Genomic DNA, 21,372 nt, shown 5'->3' on the forward strand with positions numbered 1-21,372 from the left:
CACCTGGGCCCCCCCTGTCTTCAGGGCCTATCATCCATTCATATGCTCCCTGAACCCTCTACGGGTTAGACGCCATGGAAAATACCGAAAAATTCGCCATGCTCAACCGCTTGCTGGCTGGTGCTACCAATCTGTCGCGCTACGCCATCTGGTTTGCTGGCAGCCTGACCCTGATCAGTGCTCTCTACATCACGGCCGATGTCCTGCTGCGCAAATTCACCGGACGCTCGCTTGGCGGCTCCGATGAGCTCTCTGGCTATGCCTTTGCCATCAGCATCTCCTGGGCCTTGTCCTTTGCTACCTTGCAACGCGCCAATATCCGTATCGACGCCATCTACCAGCATCTGCCCGTGCGCTTGGCCGCACTGTTGGACTGGATTGCCCTGGTCGCACTTTCGGTCTTTATTGTGTATCTGACCCTGTATGCCACCAGCGTGGCCGACGTGTCCTGGACCAATCAGTCCACCGCCAACACGGCAATGGGTACTCCCTTGTGGATTCCCCAGTTTCTGTGGGTTGCAGGCCTGCTCTGGCTGTGCGTGGTCCTGGCACTGATGCTGTTGCGCTCCAGCCTGGCATTGATTACGGGCGATCTGAAATCCATTCAGAGCCTGTGCGGTATTCGCAGTACCCAGCAAGAAGCCCTTGAAGAAGCCGAGGCCGGCCAACGCATGGTCCACGGAGACACCAAATGATTAGTACCGCACTGACTCTCCTGCTCGTTCTGATCGGGCTAAGCATCCCTGTAGGCGCAGCCCTGGGGGTTCTGGGCCTGATTCTGGACCCGCTGTATTCCATGCTGCCACTGACCGGCGCACTCGGTGAAATTTCCTGGGGCACCAGCAACGAGTTCCTGCTGGTTGCCATCCCCTTATTCATCATGCTGGGCGAAATTCTGCTGCGCTCGGGCATGGCCGAGCGCATGTACAACGCCATGAGCCTATGGCTGTCCTGGCTGCCCGGTGGCCTGATGCATGCCAATATCGGGGCCAGCGCCCTGTTTGCCGCCACGTCTGGCTCCAGTGTGGCGACCGCCGCCACCGTCGGTACCGTGGCCTTGCCGCAGATCAAAAAGCAAGGCTACAACGAGCCGCTGTTTCTGGGCAGTCTGGCTGCGGGTGGCACCTTGGGCATTCTGATTCCGCCTTCGATCAATCTGGTGATCTACGGCGTGCTGACCAACACCTCCGTACCCAAGCTGTATCTGGCCGGCATCATCCCTGGTCTGGCCATGGCCTTGCTGTTCATGCTGGCTATTGCTGGCGCCTGCATGGTCAAACCCCAATGGGGCGGTAGCAAAGTCAAAGCCTCCTGGGGCCAGCGTTTTGCCAGCCTAGTGCATCTGGTTCCACCACTGGGTATTTTCTTGCTGGTGGTCGGTTCGATTTACGCCGGTATCGCCACCCCGACCGAGGCCGCCGCCTTGGGTGTGGTCGGTGCGCTGCTGCTGGCCACTTTCTCGGGCCGCCTGAGCTGGAAAATGATCAAGGAAGTGCTGGAAGGCACCATGAAATCCACCGCCATGATCATGCTGATCGTGATCGGTTCAGCCTTCCTGAACTTTGTCATGTCCGCTACCGGCCTGACCACAGCGCTGACTGACGCCATTACCGGCCTGGGCGTCTCGCCCATCACCATGCTGCTGATTATCGTGGTGTTCTACCTGGTACTGGGCTGCTTCATGGAAACCCTGTCCATGATGATCACCACCATCCCGATCGTGGCTCCGATCATGATTGCCCTGGGCTTTGACCCGATATGGGTGGGGATTGCCATCATTATTCTGGTGGAAGTGGCGCTGATCACTCCGCCTGTTGGTCTGAACCTGTTTGTGGTCCAGAGCTTGCGCAAGAGCGGCAGCATGAACGACGTCATGCTGGGTAGTCTGCCTTTTGTGATCATGCTGCTGTCCATGGTGGGTCTATTGGCCATCTTCCCGGATCTGGCTCTGTGGTTGCCACGCCTGTTCGGTTAATCCAATCTGTTTTTGAGTAAACGAGTACTGCTATGCGTTTGACGTTTGAACTGGCCCAGGCCACCCACACTGAAATCATCGAAGCTGACCTGCAGCACTGCATCGTGGCCGGTTGGGCTGGCCGCGATCTGGCGGCCATCGAGCACCACATTGAAGAGTTGGCCGAACTGGGTGTGCCCCGACCAAGCGCCGTACCTTTGTACTACCGCATCGCTGCCAATCAGATGATCCAGGATACCGACATCCAGGTCGTTGGTACCGGTTCGTCCGGCGAGACCGAAGTATTTGTGTTTAATCACCAAGGCCGCCTGCTGGTGAGTCTGGCCTCGGACCACACTGACCGTGTTCTGGAAGCCCACAGCGTGGCCCTGTCCAAACAAATCTGCGCCAAGCCCGTTGCCCGTGATGCTTGGTTGTTCAGCGATGTGGCCGAGTACTGGGACGAGCTGATTATCCGCGCCTACATTCAGGAAGACGGCAAGGAAGTCCTGTACCAGGATGGTCCTTTGTCCACCCTGAAAAACCCGCTGGAACTGATCGAAGGCTACTTTCAGTCCACCACCATGCCCGAAGGTTTTGGCATGACCTGCGGCACGGTCGGCGCCATCGGTGGTATCCGCCCCGCAACCCAGTTCACCATGGAGCTGTATGACCCCCGCCGCGAACGCAGCATCCGTCATACCTACGTGACTGAAACTCTGCCTGAAGTAGCCTAAACTGGCCCAGCCCGCCCCACCCATTTATTTTGCGAGTGATCCATGCTAGCGACTATTACCGAACTGCAACGTGCTCTTGATCGTGGCGAAACGACCTCGGTCGAGCTGACCCAGCAAGCCCTGGACCGTATCCAGGACGAAAGCCGTGACGGCGCTGCCGCGTTCATCGAAGTGTTTGCTGAACAGGCGCTGGCCGCCGCCAAAGCCTCTGACATTTTGCGCGCTGCCGGTTTGAGCCGCTCGCTGGTTGAAGGCCTGCCCATGTCGGTCAAGAACCTGCATGACATCGCTGGCTATGTGACCCTGGGTGGGTCGGCTGTACTGAAAGATGCGGAGCCGGCTGAACGGCACGCCACCATTGTGGAGCGCTTGCTACGCGCCGGCGCCATTCTGATTGGCTCCACCAATATGACCGAGTTTGCCTTCTCCGGTCTGGGCATCAACCCTCACTACGGCACGCCGCGCTCGGTCTGGGACCGCGACAATGCCCGCATCCCCGGCGGTTCGTCCTCCGGTGCCGGGGTCGCCGTTGCCCAGGGCATGTCGGTGTTCTCCATTGGTACTGATACGGGTGGCTCCATCCGTATCCCTTCGGCCTTTAACGGCCTGACCGGCTTCAAACCCACCGCCGAGCGTGTTCCCAGCGAAGGCACCATGCCTTTGTCGCGCAGCCTGGACTCTAATGGCCCTCTGGCCGCCTCGGTAGAATGCTGCGCCATTGTGGACTCCATCCTGACCGACCAGCCGTACGTGCCCGTGGCCACCCCCGCCCTGGACACCTTGCGCCTGGCCGTGCCCAAGACCTTTGTGTTTGACGGCATCGATGAGACCGTGCGCGCCGCCTTTGACCGTGCCATCACCCTGCTGCGCGAGCAAGGCGCTGTGGTTGAAGAGATCAATCTGCCCGAATTTGACCAATTGCCACAGATCAACCGCAAAGGCGGTTTCGTCTGCGCCGAAGCCTGGTCTGTGCACCGCGACACCCTGCAAAGCAAGGGCGAGCAATACGACCCCCGGGTGGCCTCCCGCATTTTGCGCGGCAAGGACATCGACTGCGCTGATTACATCGAGCTTCAAGACACACGCCAGGCCTGGATCAGCGCCGTGGAAAGCCGTCTGGAACGCTACGATGCCGTTCTGATGCCTACCGTGCCTGTGGTCGCTCCTCGCATTGCCGATCTGCAAGCCTCGGACGAGGTCTACTTCGCCACCAACGGTCTGGTCCTGCGCAACCCCACCCTGATCAACTTCCTGGACGGTTGCGCTCTGTCGCTGCCTTGCCACGCGGCTGATGAAGCCCCGGTAGGCCTGATGGTAGCCGCCCCCGCCTACCACGACGAGCACCTGTTGGCGGTAGGTGCAGCAATCGAACGGGTATTGCCCCTGCGCAAACACTAATCCGGTAAGATTTACGTTCGTTCCAGGACGGCCACCCGGCCGTCCTTGTGCTTTTCGTCAGGAGCCTGTCATGAGCACACCCCAATCCTCCTCCCTGCCCCAGATCATGACACCCACGGTCTTTCCCTTGGCGGGGGTGCTCATTCTGATTCTGTCATCCTGGGCCCTGTCGGGTCTGGATGCCAGTGGCAAATGGATCATGGGCTTTGGTGTGCCCCTGCTGGTGATGTGCTGGTTTCGCTACGTCGTCCATCTGGTGCTGGTGCTGGCGCTGGTCTTGCCAGTCAAAGGCCGCAAAATCCTGCGCAGCTCCCGCCCCAAAGCACAAATTCTGCGTGGCACAGTGATGATGCTGTCCACCTTCTCGTTTTTCAGTGCCTTGAGCTATCTGCCTCAGGCCGAAGCCACCTCCATCAACTTTCTAGCTCCCCTGCTGGTGTTGTCTGTTGCTCCCTGGATTCTGAAAGAGCCGCCACGCATCAGTCGCTGGGTGGCGGCCGGGGTCGGTTTTCTGGGCGTGCTGATCATCATCCGGCCCACGGCTGGTCTGCACCCATTGGGCGTAATGTTCGGTTTGATGACCGCCTGTATGTTTGCGACGCAATTTATCGCCACACGCCGCGTGGCCGTTGACAACTCGCTGACCACCCTGATCTGGAGTGGCGCCGTAGGCAGCATCTGTTTGACCATTGCCTTGCCCTTTCTGCTGCCCGCCGCCCTGCCTGTCCTGAAGGAGCTGACATTTTTTCAATGGCTGATTCTGATTTCGACGGGCTTGTGGGGCTGTCTGGGCCATTTGCTGCAAATCCAGGCCTATCAACGGGCCTCGGCCTCTTTGCTGGCACCATTTGTGTATCTACAGATCGTGGCAGCCGCCGCGCTGGGATGGCTGATCTGGGGACAGTTCCCCGATATGTTTACCTGGATCGGCATTGCCGTGGTGTGTTCCAGTGGCATTGTGATCGGAACCCTGGAATGGCGGCGCCAGAGCAAGGCTGGCGCCTGAGCCCTGCACGACTTAGCGAGACTGCCAGCCCTGCACAAAGACGGCAACGGGCTGGCGCTTGGAACCCGCTTTTTGCAGTTCCAGCAAACGCAACACCCCTTCTCCACACGCCACATCAATACCTTGGGCGCTGACGCCCAAAATCTGACCGGGTTCTGCGCCATGCGTTTGCTCTATCACCTGAGCGCGCCAAACCTTCACAGGCTGGTCCAAACCGGGTAAGGACAGGGTGGAACCTGGCACCGGGTCAAATGCGCGAATACGGCGCTCCAGCTCTTTGGCTGGCTGGCTTAAATCCAGCGCCGATTCCGCCTTGGACAGTTTCTCGGCGTAGGTCACGCCTTCTTCTGGCTGAGGAACCGCCTGCAAGGTGCCATCACGCACGTGCTGCAAGGCTTGCAGCAAGGCCTGTGCCCCCAGTTGCGCCAAATCGTCATGCAAGGTTGCAGCACTGTGATCGTCACGAATTGCCAGCTCGCTACGCACCAGCATATCGCCGGTATCCAAGCCTTCGTCCATCTGCATGATGGTGATACCCGTGGCCGCATCGCCTGCCTGAATCGCACGCTGAATCGGTGCCGCACCGCGCCAGCGGGGCAAGAGACTGGCGTGAATATTGAAGCAGCCATAACGAGGCAGCTCCAAGGTCCATTTGGGTAGAATCAGGCCGTAGGCCGCCACCACCATCAGATCCGGTTGCAAATCCAGCAAGGTCTGACGGGCCTGGGCGGCCTCTTCGGGATACTTGCCATCCAGACGCAAGCTATGCGGCTGCAGAACCGGAATATGGGCGTTCACAGCGGCTTGCTTGACCGGGCTGGGGCTAAGCTTCATGCCACGGCCAGCCGGACGGTCTGGCTGCGTCATGACCAAAGGAACGTCAAAGCCCTGCGCTAACAGGGCTTCCAGGGCGATACGGGCAAAATCCGGGGTGCCGGCAAAAACAATACGCATGGCGACTATTGCCCTGCCTTCAGGGCTTCACGCTGCTGCTTGCGCAGACGGCTACGAATACGCTCACGCTTGAGTACCGACAGATACTCCACAAACACCTTGCCATCCAGATGATCCAGCTCGTGCTGAACACATACGGCCAGCAGGCCGTCGGCCTCTTGCTCGTACCACTCGCCTTTTTCATTTTGAGCCTTGAAACGGATGCTGGCAGCGCGCTCGACCTTGTCATAGGTATCGGGCACGGACAGGCAACCTTCTTCGTAGACCTTCAGCTCTTCGCTTTTCCAGGTGATTTCCGGATTGATCAGCACCAGCAACTCATTGCCGCTTTCCGACACGTCGATAACCACCACACGCTCGTGCACATCAACCTGAGTGGCGGCCAAACCTACACCGGGCGCATCATACATGGTCTCGGCCATATCCTTGACCAGTTTGCGAATACGGTCGTCGACCTCCTGCACGGGTTTGGCAACCGTGTGCAGACGTGGGTCAGGAAATTTCAGGATAGGAAGCAAAGCCATTGTCATGTCCGAAGAAAAAGCGATAAGTCGATATAATAAAACAAGTTTCAGGGCGGCACCTGGCACCACACCAAGCCCTAACAGCAAAGCGGCCATCGCCCTGGATAAAAACGTCCGGGACACCCAGCCTCAAAAACGGTTTCGTGCCACACTACCTTATGCCTCATTATTTTAGCTCGGGGGAAACCTCGGATGAAATCTCGGAAGAATTGCGTGCCTGGTTGCGTCTGTCACTGGAGCCAGAGCTTACGCCCGCCCAGGCCCGGCAACTGCTGGCCGCCTGTGGACTGCCACCGCAAATCTATCAAAGCTCGGTTCAAACCCTGTCACGCCATATTCCTGGCGAACTGGCCGTCCAGCTAAGCCAGGAACCACTGACCGAGTTACAAGCGCACATTGACCAGGCCGTGGAATGGCTCAAGCAAGCGGGTCATCACATTGTGACGCTGGCAGACCCGGCTTACCCTGCCGCCTTGCTGGATCTACATGACGCCCCGCTCTTGCTGTACGCCAATGGCAATCTGGATGTGTTGGAGCACCCCGGGCTGGCGATTGTTGGTGCTCGCAATGCCACCCAGTCTGGCCAGGAAACGGCGACCGACTTCGCTGCCACGCTGGCCTCCAAAGGCTGGTGCATCATCAGTGGGCTGGCCAGCGGCATTGATCAGGCAGCGCACAAAGGCGCGCTCAAAGCAGGCCCGCAATCGGCCGGCACCATTGCTGTCATGGGAACGGGACTGGATCTGGTCTACCCGGCAGCGCACCGCGATCTGGCACACCAGATCAGTGATCACGGTCTGCTGCTCAGCGAGTTCCCCTTAGGCACCCGCGCCATGCCGCACCATTTCCCCCGCCGTAACCGCATTGTGGCCGCTTTGGCCAAAGGCGTGCTGGTGGTAGAAGCGGCAAAGCAAAGTGGCTCCCTGATCACAGCCCGTCTGGCCGGAGAACTGGGGCGCGAGGTTTTTGCTATTCCGGGCTCAATCCATTCGCCTTTGGCACGTGGTTGCCATGCCTTGATACGCCAAGGCGCCAAGCTGGTAGAGAGCGCCCAGGACATTCTGGATGAGCTGGGCAATGTGCAGCACACGTTCAAACTTGAACCCGGCAACCCGTCCAATGCCAGGCCTGTTCAGCACGATAACCTACCGGAAGAACTGCGCCCCATCCTGGAGCGCATCGATTTCGCCCCCTTGACGCCCGAGCAACTGATGCGCCGTACCGGTCTTCTGGCAACTCAACTGCCGGCGGTTCTGGCCGAGCTGGAGCTGGCTGGCTGCATAGAGCCTCTGGCAGACGGGCGATTCCAACGTATCAAGCCATAAAATCCAACAGGGCCACACTGCATCATGGCCTGCTCCTTTGCATCGAGACCCCGGTCACGTCGCCTGCTTATAGGGCTGTTCCTAGGGGGCCAGCGCTGGCCTTCAAGAGGTATCATGACGAATACGTAAAGGCCTCCAGGCCCAGCCCCTTACCTTCAGGAAACTTCATGTCATACCCCTCGCGCGTCAAGATTGTGGAGGTCGGCCCTCGGGACGGCCTGCAGAACGAAAAAGAATTCATCCCTACCGACATCAAGGTCGAGCTGGTCAACCGCTTGTCCCACGCCGGTTTTGTGAACGTGGAAGCCGCCTCCTTTGTCTCGCCCAAATGGGTGCCACAAATGGCAGACGGCGCGGAAGTGATGGCTACGATTGACCGTCGCCCCGGCACGATCTATTCAGTTCTGACACCCAATATGCGTGGCTTTGAAGGCGCCCTGGCTGCCAAGGCCGACGAAGTGGTGATCTTCGCCGCTGCCAGCGAAGCATTTTCGCAGCGTAATATCAATTGCAGCATTGAAGAATCGCTGGAGCGCTTTGCCCCCGTCGCCCAGGCCGCCAAAGAAGCTGGCATGCGCCTGCGCGGCTCCATCAGTTGTTCGTTCGGTTGTCCCTACGAAGGTGCTGTGGCGCCGGCCAATGTGTTGAAAGTCGGCCAACGTTTGATCGAACTAGGCTGCGATGAAATCGACGTAGCCGACACCATCGGTGTCGGCACGGCCCGTCAGGTCTACGAGGTGATGCGCATGATCACCGAGCACATTGACCCCGTTCATGTGTCCGGCCACTTCCACGACACCTATGGCCAGGCCATCGCCAATATTGTGGCCGCCATGCAGGCCGGCATTCATATTTTCCACAGTTCTGTAGCCGGGCTGGGTGGCTGTCCCTACGCCAAAGGCGCAACCGGCAACGTCGCCACCGAGGACGTGCTGTTCCTGATGCAAGGCCTGGATATTGAAACCGGCATTGATCTGAACGCCGTGGTGGACACGGGGCAATGGATTTCGGCTCATTTGAAGCGCAAATCGGCCAGCAATGCCGGTAACGCCCTGGCAGCCCGCAAACAAGGGGCCGCCGCGTGCTGATGAGCCAAGCCCCCTCGAAAGAGGAAATTGACGCCCTGTTAAAGGATCTGGGTTCACTGCCTATTCAAGGCCGCTCCTGGCCTAAATGGGTCGCGGCTGGTGCCTGGATAGTGCTAGCCCTGATTGGTGTGCGTTTTGCGCTGGTAGCCAGCTCCCCACAAGGTGCGGCTATCAGCCCTGTACTGGCGGGCTCTCTGGTTCTGCTGTTTACTGGCTTGATCTTGATTGCCTGGCACATGTGGCATGGCATCACCACGATTGACCAGAACGGCATACGCCAGAGCTGGATCATGAAGCGGGAAGTGCAATGGCAAGACATCCACTTTGCCAAGTTCGTGCCGCTGTTCAACTCCAAACGCCTGATCTGCTTTACCCGGCGTGGTCGGCCCGTGATTTTCCAAGGTGCCACACAGGATCTGCAAGTGGCTTTTGCCAAGATTTCGCTGGTATTACGGCGCAAGAATTAAGTCTTCAGGTTTGCCCCGTACGGCCTGACATATTGGGGCAAACAATCCCGAACGTCTCGCATCCGAAAACCGTGCGCAGCAGTTAGGCAGACTATGTATCACCGCGTGATACATACACCAGCGCCCTTGGTCAACGCACATCGCCAGGGCACAAAGAGCAACAACACATCAACGTCATCGCCCCCAGATCGATCAGTCAATAAAAAAGCAGCTCCCACAGAGAGCTGCTTTTTGCATATCGCGAACCCCGAATGGATTAACGAATAGGCAGACCGTAGATCAAGCCACCGTCGATCCACAAAGCATTCAGGCCGCGTTCGATTTGTAGCGGGCTACCTTTACCCACGTTGCGCTCGAAGGATTCGCCGTAGTTACCGACTTGCTTGATGATGTTGTAAGCCCATTTTTCGTCCAGGCCCAGGTTTTTACCGGCACCGGGAGTCACGCCCAGCAGACGCTGGATGTTGGGGTTGTTGCTCTTGAGCTTCTCGTCCACATTGGCTGCTGTCACATCCAGTTCTTCAGCATTGAAGCTGGCCTGAATGGACCATTTCACAATGTTCAGCCAAGCATCGTCGCCCTGACGGACGAAGGGGCCCAGTGGCTCTTTGGAAATGATTTCAGGCAGCACCAGGTAGTCGTCCGGATTCTCCATTTTGGAGATACGAATCGAAGCCAGGCCGGACGCATCGGTAGAGAACACGTCACAGCGGCCAGCCACAAAAGCGTTGACCACTTCGTTGAACTGTTCGATCACCACAGGCTTGTACTCAACCTTGTTGGCGCGGGCCCAGTCAGCCATGGTGTTTTCGTTGGACGTTCCCGTCTGCATACAAACCGTGGCGCCGTTCAATTCCTTGGCGCTGGAAACACCCAGCTTCTTGGACACCAGAAAACCCTGGCCGTCGTAGAAGTTGATGCCGGCGTGGATAGCACCCACGGCCGTATCGCGCTGCTGAGTCACGGTCGTGTTACGGGCCAGCAGATCAATTTCACCTGACTGCAACGCCGTAAAACGTTGCTGCGAGTTCAAAGGCACGGCCTTGAATTTGCTGGCGTCGCCCAGGGTGGCGGCAGCGACCGAGCGACACACATCAATATCCAGCCCTGTCCAATTGCCCTTGTCATCAGGGGCAGAAAAACCGGCAAAGCCGGTGGTCACGCCACACAGCACGTGACCGCGCTGTTTGACATTGTCCAAGGTGGCGGCCTGGGCAGCAGGCATGCTGGCCATCAAGGCCAGGACTACAGCAGAAACTGGCACAAAGCGCATCGGGCTCTCCTCAAAGATATAGGTATTGACTATTTTCCAGCATAGTACCGCAGCCCGACTGCTACTTGTGTGCATATCTACATGGCTAATTAATCGTAGCTGCGTTGGTCCTCGATGACTTTACCATCCCGAGGCAAGGCGCCTGGCTCCACAAACTCCACCTGTGCGCGCAGTTTGGTGATTTCGCGAATAGAGTCGGCCAACGCGTTTTCCAGTCCCTCAGGCTTGGAGGTGACCTCCACCTGAAACACCATCTGGTCCTGACCACTGGCACCCCGCACCACCAAGCGAGCCTGGCCCAGTTCCTTGTGACGCAAGCGAATTTGTTCCACCTGTCCCGGATGCACAAACATGCCGCGCACCTTGGTCGTCTGGTCAGCACGCCCCATCCAGCCGCGTATACGCTGATTAGTCCGACCACAAGGAGACTGGCCGGGCATGACGGCGGACAAGTCCCCCGTACCGAACCGCACCAACGGGTAGTCTGGGTTAAAAGACGTCACCACCACTTCGCCCACTTCACCAGGCTCTACGGGCTGGCCTGTGCCCGGACGCACAATTTCCAGAATCAGGTTTTCGTTAAGCACCAAGCCTTCACGGGCCTGAGTTTCGTAGGCAATCATGCCCAGATCGGCACTGCCGTAAGCTTGATAGCCTGCCACGCCATGCTCGCTGAACCATTTTTGTAAAGAGGGCGGGTAGGCTTCACCCGAGAACAAGGCCTTGGTCAATCCCGGCAACGCAATCTGCATGGACTGGGCTTTTTCCATGATGATTTTCAGAAAGCTGGGGGTACCGGTGTACCCATGCGGGCGCAAGTCGGCCATGGCCTGCACTTGCTGTTCGGTTTGCCCCACCCCCCCCGGAAACACGGTGCAATCCAAAGCATGAGCAGCGGTTTCCATCATCGAACCGGCCGGCGTGAAGTGATAGGAGAAGCAGTTGAAAATCAGTTCTTCGCGGCGAAAACCCGCTGCATACAAGGCCCGCGCAAAGCCCCAATAGTCCGGGCGACGGCTTTCGGGCTCATACATGGGGCCAGGCGAAGCAAACACTTTGCGAGCTGCCCCCCAGGAAATGGAGGAAAAGCCGCCGAAAACGGACTGCGCATACTCAGCCGACGGCGCGCCAGAGCGGGCCCGCTCACGAGCTTCCAACTGGGCTTTGAGCAGCTCGCTTTTACGAAACACCGGAATAGCCAGCAGGTCCTCACGGCTGCGCACAGCGGCCAGATCCACCGAATCCAGTTGTCTGGCAATGGCAGGGGCTCCTTTTGCAGCCGCTTGCAAAACCTGCGGCAAACGGGACAGTAAATCAGCCTCACGCTCGTCCGGTTCCTGGGTTTCGCGCTCGTCGTAAAATTCGCTCATCTCTCCTCCACTGGGATGAATTGGCATCCAAACACTCCCGCGCCCAGCCGACTTCCTGCTCATAGACTGACGCGTGTCGATACCAAGCTCTGCGACTACACCCCGTGTAGCCAGGAGCTGCCCAAAACTAAAAATGTCAAAAGGGGTCAGGGCGGCACCTTGTGTGCATCCCGATCGATGGCCTGTTCCTGTACTGATCCCGCCGCTTTCAATACAGGCCAGGCCCTGCTGATACTGTGAAAATCCTTGAGGGTTAGGCCAACCAGCGCTTGCGTCGTCGATAGAATTTATTGTCACGAAAGCTCTTGCGCTCGCCCCCGGACACACCCAGATAGAACTCCTTGACGTCTTCGTTCTCGGCCAAGGCCTGGGAGGGTCCATCCATCATGACGCGGCCGTTTTCCAGGATGTAGCCATAGTCGGCATACTTCAGGGCCACGTTGGTGTTTTGCTCGGCCAGCAAGAAACTGACTCGCTCGCGCTGATTCAGGTCACGGACAATCTCGAAAATTTCTTCCACCACCTGCGGTGCCAACCCCATGGAAGGCTCGTCCAGCAAGATCATGCTGGGGTCGGCCATCAAGGCGCGTCCAATGGCACACATTTGCTGTTCACCGCCCGAGGTATAACCGGCCTGACTGGTACGGCGCTGCTTTAGGCGCGGAAAATACTGGTACACCTTGTCCAGCTCGGCGCTTACATCACCACGTGACAAGGAACGGGTATAGGCCCCGGTCAGCAAATTTTCTTCAATGCTCAAGTGCGCAAAACAGTGGCGCCCTTCCATCACCTGCACTACGCCGCGCTTGACCAGATCAGCCGGAGTCAGTTGATCAATACGCTCGCCACGCAGATGGATCTGGCCTTTGGTCACATCGCCGCGCTCAGCGCGCAGCAAGTTCGATACGGCCCGCAAGGTCGTGGTTTTACCGGCACCGTTGGCGCCCAGCAAGGCAACAATCCGCCCTTCCGGTACACGCAAGGACACGCCCTTGAGCACCAGAATGACGTGGTTGTAAATCACTTCGATGCCATTGACGTCCAACAAGATGGGCGCCTCATCCACTTGGCCTACGGTCTCACTCATAATCTTCCCCACGCAATGCAGTGCCCAGGGCGAACCCTGGGCGCCTGGGTTTAGCCTTCGCAGGTGCGAGGCGTAATTTTCTTCTCAGCGGCGTACTTGGCCGACATTTCCTTGACTAAAGGATCAACGTATTTCTTGTCGGACTGATACCAGTCGGACACGACTTCAAACTTGTTGCCGTCCCACTGCACGATACGAGCCCAGTCATCACCCATATGGTTGCTGCACGAGGTTTTAACGGGACGCATGATGCCTTCAAAGCCCAGTTCTTTCAGACGGGCTTCGTCCAGATTCAGGTTCTCGAAACCCCAACGCACTTGCTCGGGGGTCATGTGCTGACCTTTACCGAACTTCTCTTGTGCGGTGCGAATCGCTTCAACCTGCATCATGGAAATCATCATGCCGCGGGTGTGAGCCAGCGTGCCGACGTACTTGTCACCGTTTTCAGCGCCTTTGCCTTTGGCGTGCATCTCGCGCACAGCGTCATGCACTGGACCGTCCTCGGCACTGTTGTGAATGGTGATGCCCTTGTAACCCTTGGCGGTCTGCCCCAGATCGACCACATCGCTCTCGGACGCTGCCCACCAGATACCGTAGATCTTGTCGCGTGGGTAACCCACAGCCTGAGCTTCACGAATAGCGGTAGGCGTCATGATCCCGGCGCTCCAGAGCAACACGAAGTCAGGACGGTTTTTACGCACTTGTAACCAGGTGGATTTCTGTTCCACGCCAGGAGCGGTCACCGGATACAGATCCAGCTTGAAGCCTTGTTCCTTGGCACGGGCCTGTAACAGGGCGATAGGCTCTTTACCGTAAGGCGAGTCATGGTAGATCAGGGCAATACGCTGATCTTTCAGCTTGTCCTCACCCACTTGCTTGGTGATGTCCTGGATCATGACATCGGCTGCGGTCCAGTACGTGCCCAGCAGCGGGAAGTTCCACTCGAACACCGCACCGTTAGCCGAATGCGATAGACCGTAGCCCATGGTTTCAATGGCGACCCCATCCACAATAGCCTTGTCGGTCAGGGCAAAAGTAATGCCTGTGGACTGGGTATCAAACCCCGAAGCACCACCATTTTTGCCTTTCATGCGCTCGTAGCACTCTACGCCACGGTCGGTGGCATACGCCGTTTCACACTCCTCGTATGCCAGCTTGACGCCATTGACACCGCCGTCACGTTCGTTGACCAAAGCCAGATAGTCCAGCTTGCCATCGGCCCATGGGATTCCCAGTGGGGCAAAGGAGCCGGTGCGGTAGGTCAGCAGTGGAATGTACTGTTCCTCAGCTGCCAAAGCGGCTGTACTCATGGTCAACATTGCAGCGCAAGCACTCAAACCGAGCACAGCGCGTTTCAGTCGTGTTGTCATCTCCTGGTCCTCCGATAAGTACCATTTGTCTAAGTACCCCGTCCCGATTGGCGGGGCTGTTGTTGTAATAAACTGCCTACCTGCTAATGGGGGAAGGGCCACAAACGCAGCTTTTCCTTACCAATACTCCAGAGTCGAGCCAAACCATGCGGCTCCACAATCAAGAAAAATACGATCAGGGCACCGAACACCATGTGTTCAATGTGCGAGGCGGTGTCCACGCCGATGGACATACCAAACCAATGCGGCACGTTGGTCAGAAGCACGGGCAGCAAGACCATGAAAGCGGCACCAAAGAAGCTGCCCACAATCGAGCCCAGACCACCGATGATGACAATGAACAACAGCTGCAAAGAGCGAGTCAGGTCAAAAGCCAGTGGCTCCCAGGAACCCAGATGAACAAAGGCCCACAAGGCACCGGCCACACCGATGATGAATGAGCTGACAGCAAAGGCCGTGAGCTTGGCGTAGACCGGACGGATACCAATCACTTCAGCGGCCACGTCCATGTCACGAATCGCCATCCATTGACGACCAATCGCGCCACGCACCAGGTTCTTGGCCAGCAAGGCAAACACCACCACAAAGATCAGTACAAACAAGTACTTTTGCATGGGGGTTTGAACCGGCAAACCAAATGCACTCAAGGCGGGCACCGACACGTTGCCCGATGGCGAGTAGTTCGTGAAAAAGGCAATACGCAGGAACGCCCAATCCACAAAGAACTGCGCAGCCAGGGTTGTGACCGCCAGGTACAAGCCACGGATACGCAAGCTGGGAATACCGAAGGCGACACCCACCAGAGTGGCAAACACGCCGCCCAGCAAGATCTGCAACACCAACGGCAACTCAGGAATACGGACACCAAAGTTCCAGGCGGCATAGGCGCCCACAGCCATAAAGGCGCCTGAACCAATGGAAATCTGTCCGCAATAGCCCACCAGAATATTCAGGCCGATCGCTGCCAAGGACAGAATCAAAAAGGGAATCAGAATAGCTTGCAGGAAGTAGTTGGATGCCATGGCTGGCACCAACAGAAATGCCACCAGCAACAGGCCCAACATCACATAACGATCCTGGCGGATGGGAAAAATCTGCTGGTCAGCCCGATAGCTGCTTTTGAACTGACCATTTTCGCGGTAAATCATATCGGCTCCACCTCAGACGCGATCAATAATCTTCTCGCCGAACAGACCTTGTGGTCGGAACAGCAGGAACACCAGGGCCAGCACATAAGCAAACCAGATCTCGATGCCGCCACCTACATAAGGGCCCAGATAAACCTCGGACACCTTCTCACCCACACCGATAATCAGGCCACCCACAATGGCACCGGGCACCGAGGTCAGACCACCCAGAATCACCACAGGCAAGGCGCGCAACGCAGCGGTCGACAAGGTGAACTGCACCCCGTATTTGGAACCCCAGATAATGCCGGCGACCAATGCCACCAAACCGGCCACCGTCCAGACCACGACCCAGATACGGTTCAAGGGAATACCAATGGACTGTGCCGCCTGGTGATCGTCTGCCACCGCACGCAGGGCACGGCCCACACTGGTGTACTGAAAGAAGATGGCCAGGGCCGCAACCAGCAAGGCCGCAACCACGGCTGAACTCAAGTCCTCCAGACTGACCAGCACACCGCCTTCAAACACGGACTCCAGGATGAAAGCCGGGTCTTTGGGCATGCCCACGTCAATGGAGTACACCGAACTGCCAAACACGATCTGACCCAAACCATCGAGCAGATAGCTGATACCGATGGTGGCCATCAGCAAGGTCGTGCCTTCCTGGTTCACCAGATAACGCAGCACCCAGCGCTCAATGACCACGGCCAGCACAAACATCAATATGGCCGAGACAATGAAAGCCAGCACATTGCCCAAAATGCCGGGCTCCATGCCCAGCAACTGCGGAATCCACTGGGAGAGACGAGCCATGGCCAGTGCGGCCACCAACACCATTGCGCCCTGTGCGAAGTTAAAAACACCCGATGCTTTGAAAATCAGAACAAAGCCCAGCGCGACCAGGGCGTACAACATCCCGCTCATCAGCCCGCCCAGCAAGGTTTCAAGAAAAAATGCCATGTCCGTTCCCCTCAATGGCCAGCGCCAAGATAGGCGCGGATGACGTCCGGGTTTTGTCGTACTTCGTCCGGTACTCCGTCACCAATTTTCTTGCCATAGTCCAGAACCACCACGCGGTCCGAAATATCCATGACTACGCCCATATCGTGTTCAATCAAAACAATCGTGGTGCCGTACTCTTCATTCACATCCAGAATAAAACGGCACATATCCTGCTTTTCTTCGATGTTCATGCCTGCCATAGGCTCATCAAGCAGCAAAATGCTCGGCTGCATTGCCAGCGCCCGCCCCAGGTCAACCCGTTTTTGCAGACCGTAAGGCAAACGCCCTACCGGCGTTTTGCGGTAGGCCTGGATCTCCAGAAAATCGATGATGCCTTCCACGTACTCACGGTTGCGAATCTCTTCGCGCTCGGCACCACCCAGTCGGAAAGCCTGGGCAAACACCCCGCTTTTCATGTGCAGATTACGGCCGGTCATGATGTTGTCCAGCACACTCATGCCCTTGAACAGAGCCAGGTTCTGAAAGGTACGGGCAATACCCTGCTCGGCGGTGTGACGTGAGTTCATGCGGGCATAACTCTGGTCACGTAAGACAATCTCGCCTTGTTGTGGTGCATATACGCCGTTGATGACGTTCAACATGGAGCTTTTGCCTGCTCCGTTCGGACCGATGATGGAGCGGATCTCGTGTTCGCGAATATTGAACGAGATATCGGTCAAGGCTTTCACCCCCCCGAAGGACAGCGAAATATTCTTTAAATCCAGTACCACTGGGCCAATCCGACGGCCCGGCATTTGCGCCTCACTCATCATGCGCTCCTTGCTGCGTCTGTCATGCGCTCAATGTGCAGGTCTGCCGAAATGCGACCGCTGCGCCCATCTTCAAACTTCACTTCTGTCTCCACAAACTGCCTGTCCAAACCGTTGAACAGGGCGTCGACCAGAACCTTGTACTTTTGCGCGATAAAACCGCGACGTACTTTGCGGGTGCGGGTCAGTTCATCGTCATCCGGGTCCAGCTCTTTGTGCAGAATCAAAAAGGCACTGATGCGCGAGCCGGCCAGTTTGGGGTCGTTGGCCAGATCATCATTGACCTGCGCCACGCAATCCCGAATCAAGGCATAGACCTCGGGCTTGCCGGCCAGATCGGTGTAACCGGCATAAGGCAGGTTGCGACGCTCGGCCCAGTTGCCCACTGCTTCCAGATCAATATTGATAAAGGCGCACACTTCCTTTTGGCCATCACCAAAAGCCACGGCTTCTTTGACGAAGGGGAAGAACTTGAGCTTGTTCTCGATGTACTTGGGTGCAAACAAAGAGCCGTCGGCCAATTTGCCCACATCCTTGGCACGGTCGATGATCTTTAACTGACCATCGGTGTCCAGATAACCGGCATCGCCTGTGTGATACCAGCCGTCTTCGGTAAAAGACTCGGCGGTGGACTCGGGATTGCGGTAGTACTCCTTGAACAAGCCAGGGCTGCGCACCTGAATCTCACCGTTATCGGCCACACGGATTTCCACACCTTTGACGGGTGGGCCTACCGTATCGGCACGCACATGGCCATCTTCCTGCACGCAGACAAACACCGAGGTTTCCGTCGCGCCGTACAGTTGCTTGAGGTTGATGCCAATAGAACGGTAAAAATCGAACAGATCGGGGCCAATGGCTTCACCGGCGGTATAAGCCACACGCACGCGGCTCATGCCCAGGGCATTACGCAAGGGGCCGTAGATCAGGATATTGCCCAGGCCATAGCACAGGCGATCCCACATCCCCACGCCAGGGCGCTTGTCCAGAATCTGCACACCCACGCGGTGCGCCAAAGTCATGAAACGCTTGTACAGGGCGCGCTTTAAGGCACCGGCATCCTCCATGCGAATGGTCACTTGCGTGAGCAAGCCTTCCAACACGCGGGGAGGCGCAAAGTAATAGGTGGGACCAATGTCGTGCAGGTCGATGGACACGGTCTCGGGCGATTCAGGGTGATTCACCGTAAAACCCGTGACCAGGAACTGCGTGTAGGAAAACATGTTCTGCCCAATCCAGGCGGGAGGCAGATAAGCCAGCACTTCCTCGGCATCGGTCAGCGATTCCAGCTCCTGAATGGCCAGACCGCGATCGACCAGGGCGCCGTGGGTCAACACCACACCCTTGGGCTTGCCGGTCGTACCGGAGGTATAGAACATGGCAGCAGCATGGTCAGGCGTAATGGCCTTCCAGATACGACGCACACAGTCCGGATCACGCGCCAATTGCTCGCGCCCCTGCTCCATGACTTGTTCAATGTATTGCAGTTGTTCTTGCTGATAGTTGCGCAAACCACGTGGATCGTCATAGATCAGTGCATCCAGATCGGGGCACTGGTCCCAGACCTCCAGCAGCTTGTCGACCTGCTCCTGGTCCTCGACCACGGCCACACGAATGCTGGCATCCAGCAACACGTGCAACATTTCCTGGGCCACCGCATCCTGATACAAAGGCACGGGCACAGCGCCCAGCATTTGCGCTGCCATCATGGCCAGGTACAGACGCGGGCGGTTTTCACCGATCACCGCAACGTGCTGACCGTCTTTGACTCCCAGCCCGGCCAGGCCCGCAGCCAGTTGCTCGGCCTGTTCGGCCAGCTCCCGCCACGTCCAGGTCTGCCAGATTCCCAGGTCTTTTTCGCGCATGGCAACTTTGTTGCCGCGCACCTGGGCATGGTGTTCTATCCAGGCTGGGAAGGTGCCGGGTAACCCCGCTACCTGCTCTTTATCCATCCGCACAACCATGTCTCCTCCGAATTTTCCCGGCTTGTTATGGTCCAGGAGGCTGCTTATGATTGCGGCAGAAGGCTGAAGTGATGCCTTCAAGCTATTTGCAGCCTGTTAATAATCAAGTTATCGGCTGCACGTCCCGAAGATTGTCACGGACATGACATTCGACCTTTATCGAGGGTTAATCCTCATGCATGTTGTAGATGCTTTATCGGAGCGAGCCGCCTGGTTTCGCTTGTTGACACCCGAGCTGCAAGAGCGTGTCCGCCGCGACACGCTGATCACCGCATACGAGGCCGGAGCCATCGTCGAACGCAAGGGGGAACGCGCCACGGCCTGGATCGGCGTGCTCTCGGGTTTGCTCAAAGTATCGGTGGGCAACTCCGACGGCAAAATTGCCTCCATGACAGGGGTGCCTGCCGGTGGCTGGATAGGCGAAGGCTCTTTGCTGAAAAACGAAGAGCGCAAATACGATGTGGTGGCCTTGCGCGACAGCCAGGTGGCCCGCTTGCCCGCCCACAGTTTTAACGATTTGCTGGACCAGAGTATTGCTTTCAACCGCTACCTCCTGCATCAGCTCAATGAGCGTGTGGCGCAATTTATCGGCAAGGCCGAGTACAACAGCCTGTCTACCCCCGATGCCCGCGTGGCGCGCTGTCTGGCAGAGCTGTTCAACCCGCTGCTCTACCCCGGAAAAGGTCTGCGCCTGGACATTACCCAGGAAGAGATCGGCTACCTGGCGCGGGTATCGCGCCAACGTGCCAACCAAGCCCTGCGTCAACTGGAAAACGAAGGGCTGTTGTTGATCAAATATGGTGGCGTCCAGGTACTGGACCTGGACGGCCTGAAACGTTACGGCGATGAATATGCCGCCTGATTATGCGGCCACTGTTGGCCGCATGACCGTCAATCCATACGAATACCGGCACGCTCGATAACCGTGGCCCATTCCGCGCGTTCACGCTGAGCGTAGGCCTGGAATTCATCGGGCGTCATGGGCATGGGCTCTACACCCATCGCGCGGATACGCTGGTCCAGCTCGGGCGTTTTCAGAGCCTGCATCAAGTCCTGGCTCAAGCGTTGACGGGCACCTTCGTCCATCTTGGGTGGGCCCACCAACCCTTGCCAGGCATAGGCGTAGAAGTCGGCAATACCGGCTTCGGCCATGGTTGGCACATCAGGCAACAGGCTGCTGCGCTCGGGCGTGGCCACGGCCAGAACCCGCAATTTGCCAGCCTTGATGTTGGACAATGCCGCTGCAGAATCGACAAAAGACATATCCACCTGACCGCCCAGCAAATCCTGAATGGCGGGTGCGGCTCCCTTGTAAGGCACATGCACGATCTGGGTGTCGGTGCGCTGCTTGAACATTTCCAACGCCAGATGGTGAGGTGAACCACTGCCAGCGGACGAGGAGGTCAGTTTTTCAGGCTGCTTACGAGCCGCTTCAAGCAAATCGGCCACCGTCTTGTACGGGGATTCTTGCGGTACCGCCAGCATCAAGGGAAAACGGGCCAGTCCGCCCACATACGTGAAAGCCGCCGGGTCGTACTGCAGCTTGTTGTACAAGGAGGAATTGAATGCCAGCGTGCCTGAGTCAGCGGTACCCACGGTATAGCCGTCCGGTTTGGCGTTGCTCACATAGGTCGCGCCGATGATGGTCGCCGCCCCCGGCTTGTTTTCCACAATCAACGTCTGACCCAGGCTGCTTTCCAACTGCTTGGCCACCAACCGAGCAATCACATCTGAACCACCGCCTGCGGGATAAGGCACTACCCACGTTACCGCCGACTGGGGCCAGTCCGCTGCCAGGGCCGTTCCTGTCAGGCTGGCGCCCAGCAACACACCGGCTCCCAATTTTTTCCAATCCATGATGTCTCCTTCGTACATACAAACAGCGCTTAGGGCACTGTTTTTTTAAATGTTAAGCATCCCGTTCGGGATGCGCAGAGACATTATGCGCGGACA

General features: G+C 57.6%; 20 protein-coding genes. 9 read left to right on the forward strand and 11 right to left on the reverse strand.

Going from position 1 to position 21,372, the window contains the following annotated elements:
- Positions 1-74: 74 nt before the first annotated feature.
- The 5 genes from AC6I6N_RS13055 to AC6I6N_RS13075 all read left to right on the forward strand — a co-directional run bounded on the left by AC6I6N_RS13055 (position 75) and on the right by AC6I6N_RS13075 (position 5,095).
- Positions 75-695, forward strand: a complete 621-nt coding sequence (locus tag AC6I6N_RS13055) for a TRAP transporter small permease subunit (RefSeq protein WP_094195324.1) — start codon at positions 75-77, stop codon at positions 693-695.
- On the forward strand, positions 692-1,975 hold the full coding sequence (locus tag AC6I6N_RS13060) for a TRAP transporter large permease (protein ID WP_249460870.1): 1,284 nt from the start codon (positions 692-694) through the stop codon (positions 1,973-1,975). The genes AC6I6N_RS13055 and AC6I6N_RS13060 overlap by 4 nt, the downstream gene beginning before the upstream one ends.
- 32 nt (positions 1,976-2,007) lie before the next feature.
- Positions 2,008-2,691, forward strand: a complete 684-nt coding sequence (locus AC6I6N_RS13065) for a DUF2848 domain-containing protein (RefSeq protein ID WP_108727103.1) — start codon at positions 2,008-2,010, stop codon at positions 2,689-2,691.
- A 42-nt stretch (positions 2,692-2,733) separates the two neighbouring features.
- Positions 2,734-4,089 carry an amidase gene (locus tag AC6I6N_RS13070; protein WP_121737714.1) on the forward strand — a complete coding sequence of 452 codons (1,356 nt, stop codon included), beginning with the start codon at positions 2,734-2,736 and terminating at the stop codon, positions 4,087-4,089.
- Between the two features lie 70 nt (positions 4,090-4,159).
- A complete protein-coding gene (locus tag AC6I6N_RS13075) occupies positions 4,160-5,095 on the forward strand; it encodes a DMT family transporter (RefSeq protein ID WP_121737713.1) in 936 nt (311 codons plus the stop codon).
- 12 nt (positions 5,096-5,107) lie between these two features.
- On the opposite strand, the gene fmt is transcribed toward AC6I6N_RS13075, so the two are convergent.
- Both fmt and def read right to left on the reverse strand, forming a co-directional pair.
- Entirely contained in the window at positions 5,108-6,049 is a 942-nt protein-coding gene (fmt, locus tag AC6I6N_RS13080) for a methionyl-tRNA formyltransferase (protein ID WP_249460867.1), read from the reverse strand.
- Between the two features lie 5 nt (positions 6,050-6,054).
- Positions 6,055-6,573, reverse strand: coding sequence for a peptide deformylase (def, locus tag AC6I6N_RS13085; RefSeq protein ID WP_094198232.1), 519 nt, complete (start codon positions 6,571-6,573; stop codon positions 6,055-6,057).
- 158 nt (positions 6,574-6,731) lie between these two features.
- Between def and dprA the strand changes: the two genes are divergently transcribed.
- The 3 genes from dprA to AC6I6N_RS13100 all read left to right on the forward strand — a co-directional run bounded on the left by dprA (position 6,732) and on the right by AC6I6N_RS13100 (position 9,453).
- On the forward strand, positions 6,732-7,898 hold the full coding sequence (gene dprA, locus AC6I6N_RS13090) for a DNA-processing protein DprA (protein WP_230019473.1): 1,167 nt from the start codon (positions 6,732-6,734) through the stop codon (positions 7,896-7,898).
- Between the two features lie 167 nt (positions 7,899-8,065).
- On the forward strand, positions 8,066-8,986 hold the full coding sequence (locus AC6I6N_RS13095; RefSeq protein WP_094195317.1) for a hydroxymethylglutaryl-CoA lyase: 921 nt from the start codon (positions 8,066-8,068) through the stop codon (positions 8,984-8,986).
- A complete protein-coding gene (locus AC6I6N_RS13100) occupies positions 8,986-9,453 on the forward strand; it encodes a hypothetical protein (protein WP_094195316.1) in 468 nt (155 codons plus the stop codon). Before AC6I6N_RS13095 ends, AC6I6N_RS13100 begins: the two co-directional genes overlap by 1 nt.
- Before the next feature lie 256 nt (positions 9,454-9,709).
- On the opposite strand, the gene AC6I6N_RS13105 is transcribed toward AC6I6N_RS13100, so the two are convergent.
- The 8 genes from AC6I6N_RS13105 to AC6I6N_RS13140 all read right to left on the reverse strand — a co-directional run bounded on the left by AC6I6N_RS13105 (position 9,710) and on the right by AC6I6N_RS13140 (position 19,419).
- Positions 9,710-10,726, reverse strand: a complete 1,017-nt coding sequence (locus AC6I6N_RS13105; protein WP_042484596.1) for an amino acid ABC transporter substrate-binding protein — start codon at positions 10,724-10,726, stop codon at positions 9,710-9,712.
- An 89-nt stretch (positions 10,727-10,815) separates the two neighbouring features.
- The gene (locus AC6I6N_RS13110) at positions 10,816-12,096 is read right to left on the reverse strand and encodes a phenylacetate--CoA ligase family protein (RefSeq protein WP_121737708.1); all 1,281 of its coding nucleotides are present in this window, start codon (positions 12,094-12,096) and stop codon (positions 10,816-10,818) included.
- A gap of 253 nt (positions 12,097-12,349) precedes the next feature.
- Positions 12,350-13,183, reverse strand: coding sequence for an ABC transporter ATP-binding protein (locus AC6I6N_RS13115; RefSeq protein WP_094195314.1), 834 nt, complete (start codon positions 13,181-13,183; stop codon positions 12,350-12,352).
- A 50-nt stretch (positions 13,184-13,233) separates the two neighbouring features.
- Complete coding sequence (locus AC6I6N_RS13120) at positions 13,234-14,502, reverse strand: ABC transporter substrate-binding protein (protein ID WP_406846452.1); 1,269 nt, start codon at positions 14,500-14,502, stop codon at positions 13,234-13,236.
- A gap of 134 nt (positions 14,503-14,636) precedes the next feature.
- Positions 14,637-15,701, reverse strand: coding sequence for a branched-chain amino acid ABC transporter permease (locus tag AC6I6N_RS13125; RefSeq protein WP_249460862.1), 1,065 nt, complete (start codon positions 15,699-15,701; stop codon positions 14,637-14,639).
- 12 nt (positions 15,702-15,713) lie between these two features.
- Complete coding sequence (locus AC6I6N_RS13130) at positions 15,714-16,643, reverse strand: branched-chain amino acid ABC transporter permease (RefSeq protein ID WP_094195311.1); 930 nt, start codon at positions 16,641-16,643, stop codon at positions 15,714-15,716.
- An 11-nt stretch (positions 16,644-16,654) separates the two neighbouring features.
- Complete coding sequence (locus AC6I6N_RS13135; protein WP_009460135.1) at positions 16,655-17,440, reverse strand: ABC transporter ATP-binding protein; 786 nt, start codon at positions 17,438-17,440, stop codon at positions 16,655-16,657.
- Positions 17,441-17,454: 14 nt separating this feature from the next.
- Positions 17,455-19,419, reverse strand: coding sequence for an AMP-dependent synthetase/ligase (locus AC6I6N_RS13140; RefSeq protein ID WP_094195310.1), 1,965 nt, complete (start codon positions 19,417-19,419; stop codon positions 17,455-17,457).
- A 175-nt stretch (positions 19,420-19,594) separates the two neighbouring features.
- Between AC6I6N_RS13140 and AC6I6N_RS13145 the strand changes: the two genes are divergently transcribed.
- Positions 19,595-20,281 (forward strand): Crp/Fnr family transcriptional regulator, encoded by a 687-nt coding sequence (locus AC6I6N_RS13145; RefSeq protein ID WP_094195309.1) that lies wholly within the window; start codon positions 19,595-19,597, stop codon positions 20,279-20,281.
- 29 nt (positions 20,282-20,310) lie between these two features.
- On the opposite strand, the gene AC6I6N_RS13150 is transcribed toward AC6I6N_RS13145, so the two are convergent.
- A complete protein-coding gene (locus AC6I6N_RS13150; RefSeq protein WP_108727098.1) occupies positions 20,311-21,276 on the reverse strand; it encodes a Bug family tripartite tricarboxylate transporter substrate binding protein in 966 nt (321 codons plus the stop codon).
- Positions 21,277-21,372 lie beyond the last annotated feature (96 nt).

It is taken from the genome of Alcaligenes sp. LTN-3 (genome assembly GCF_059735605.1).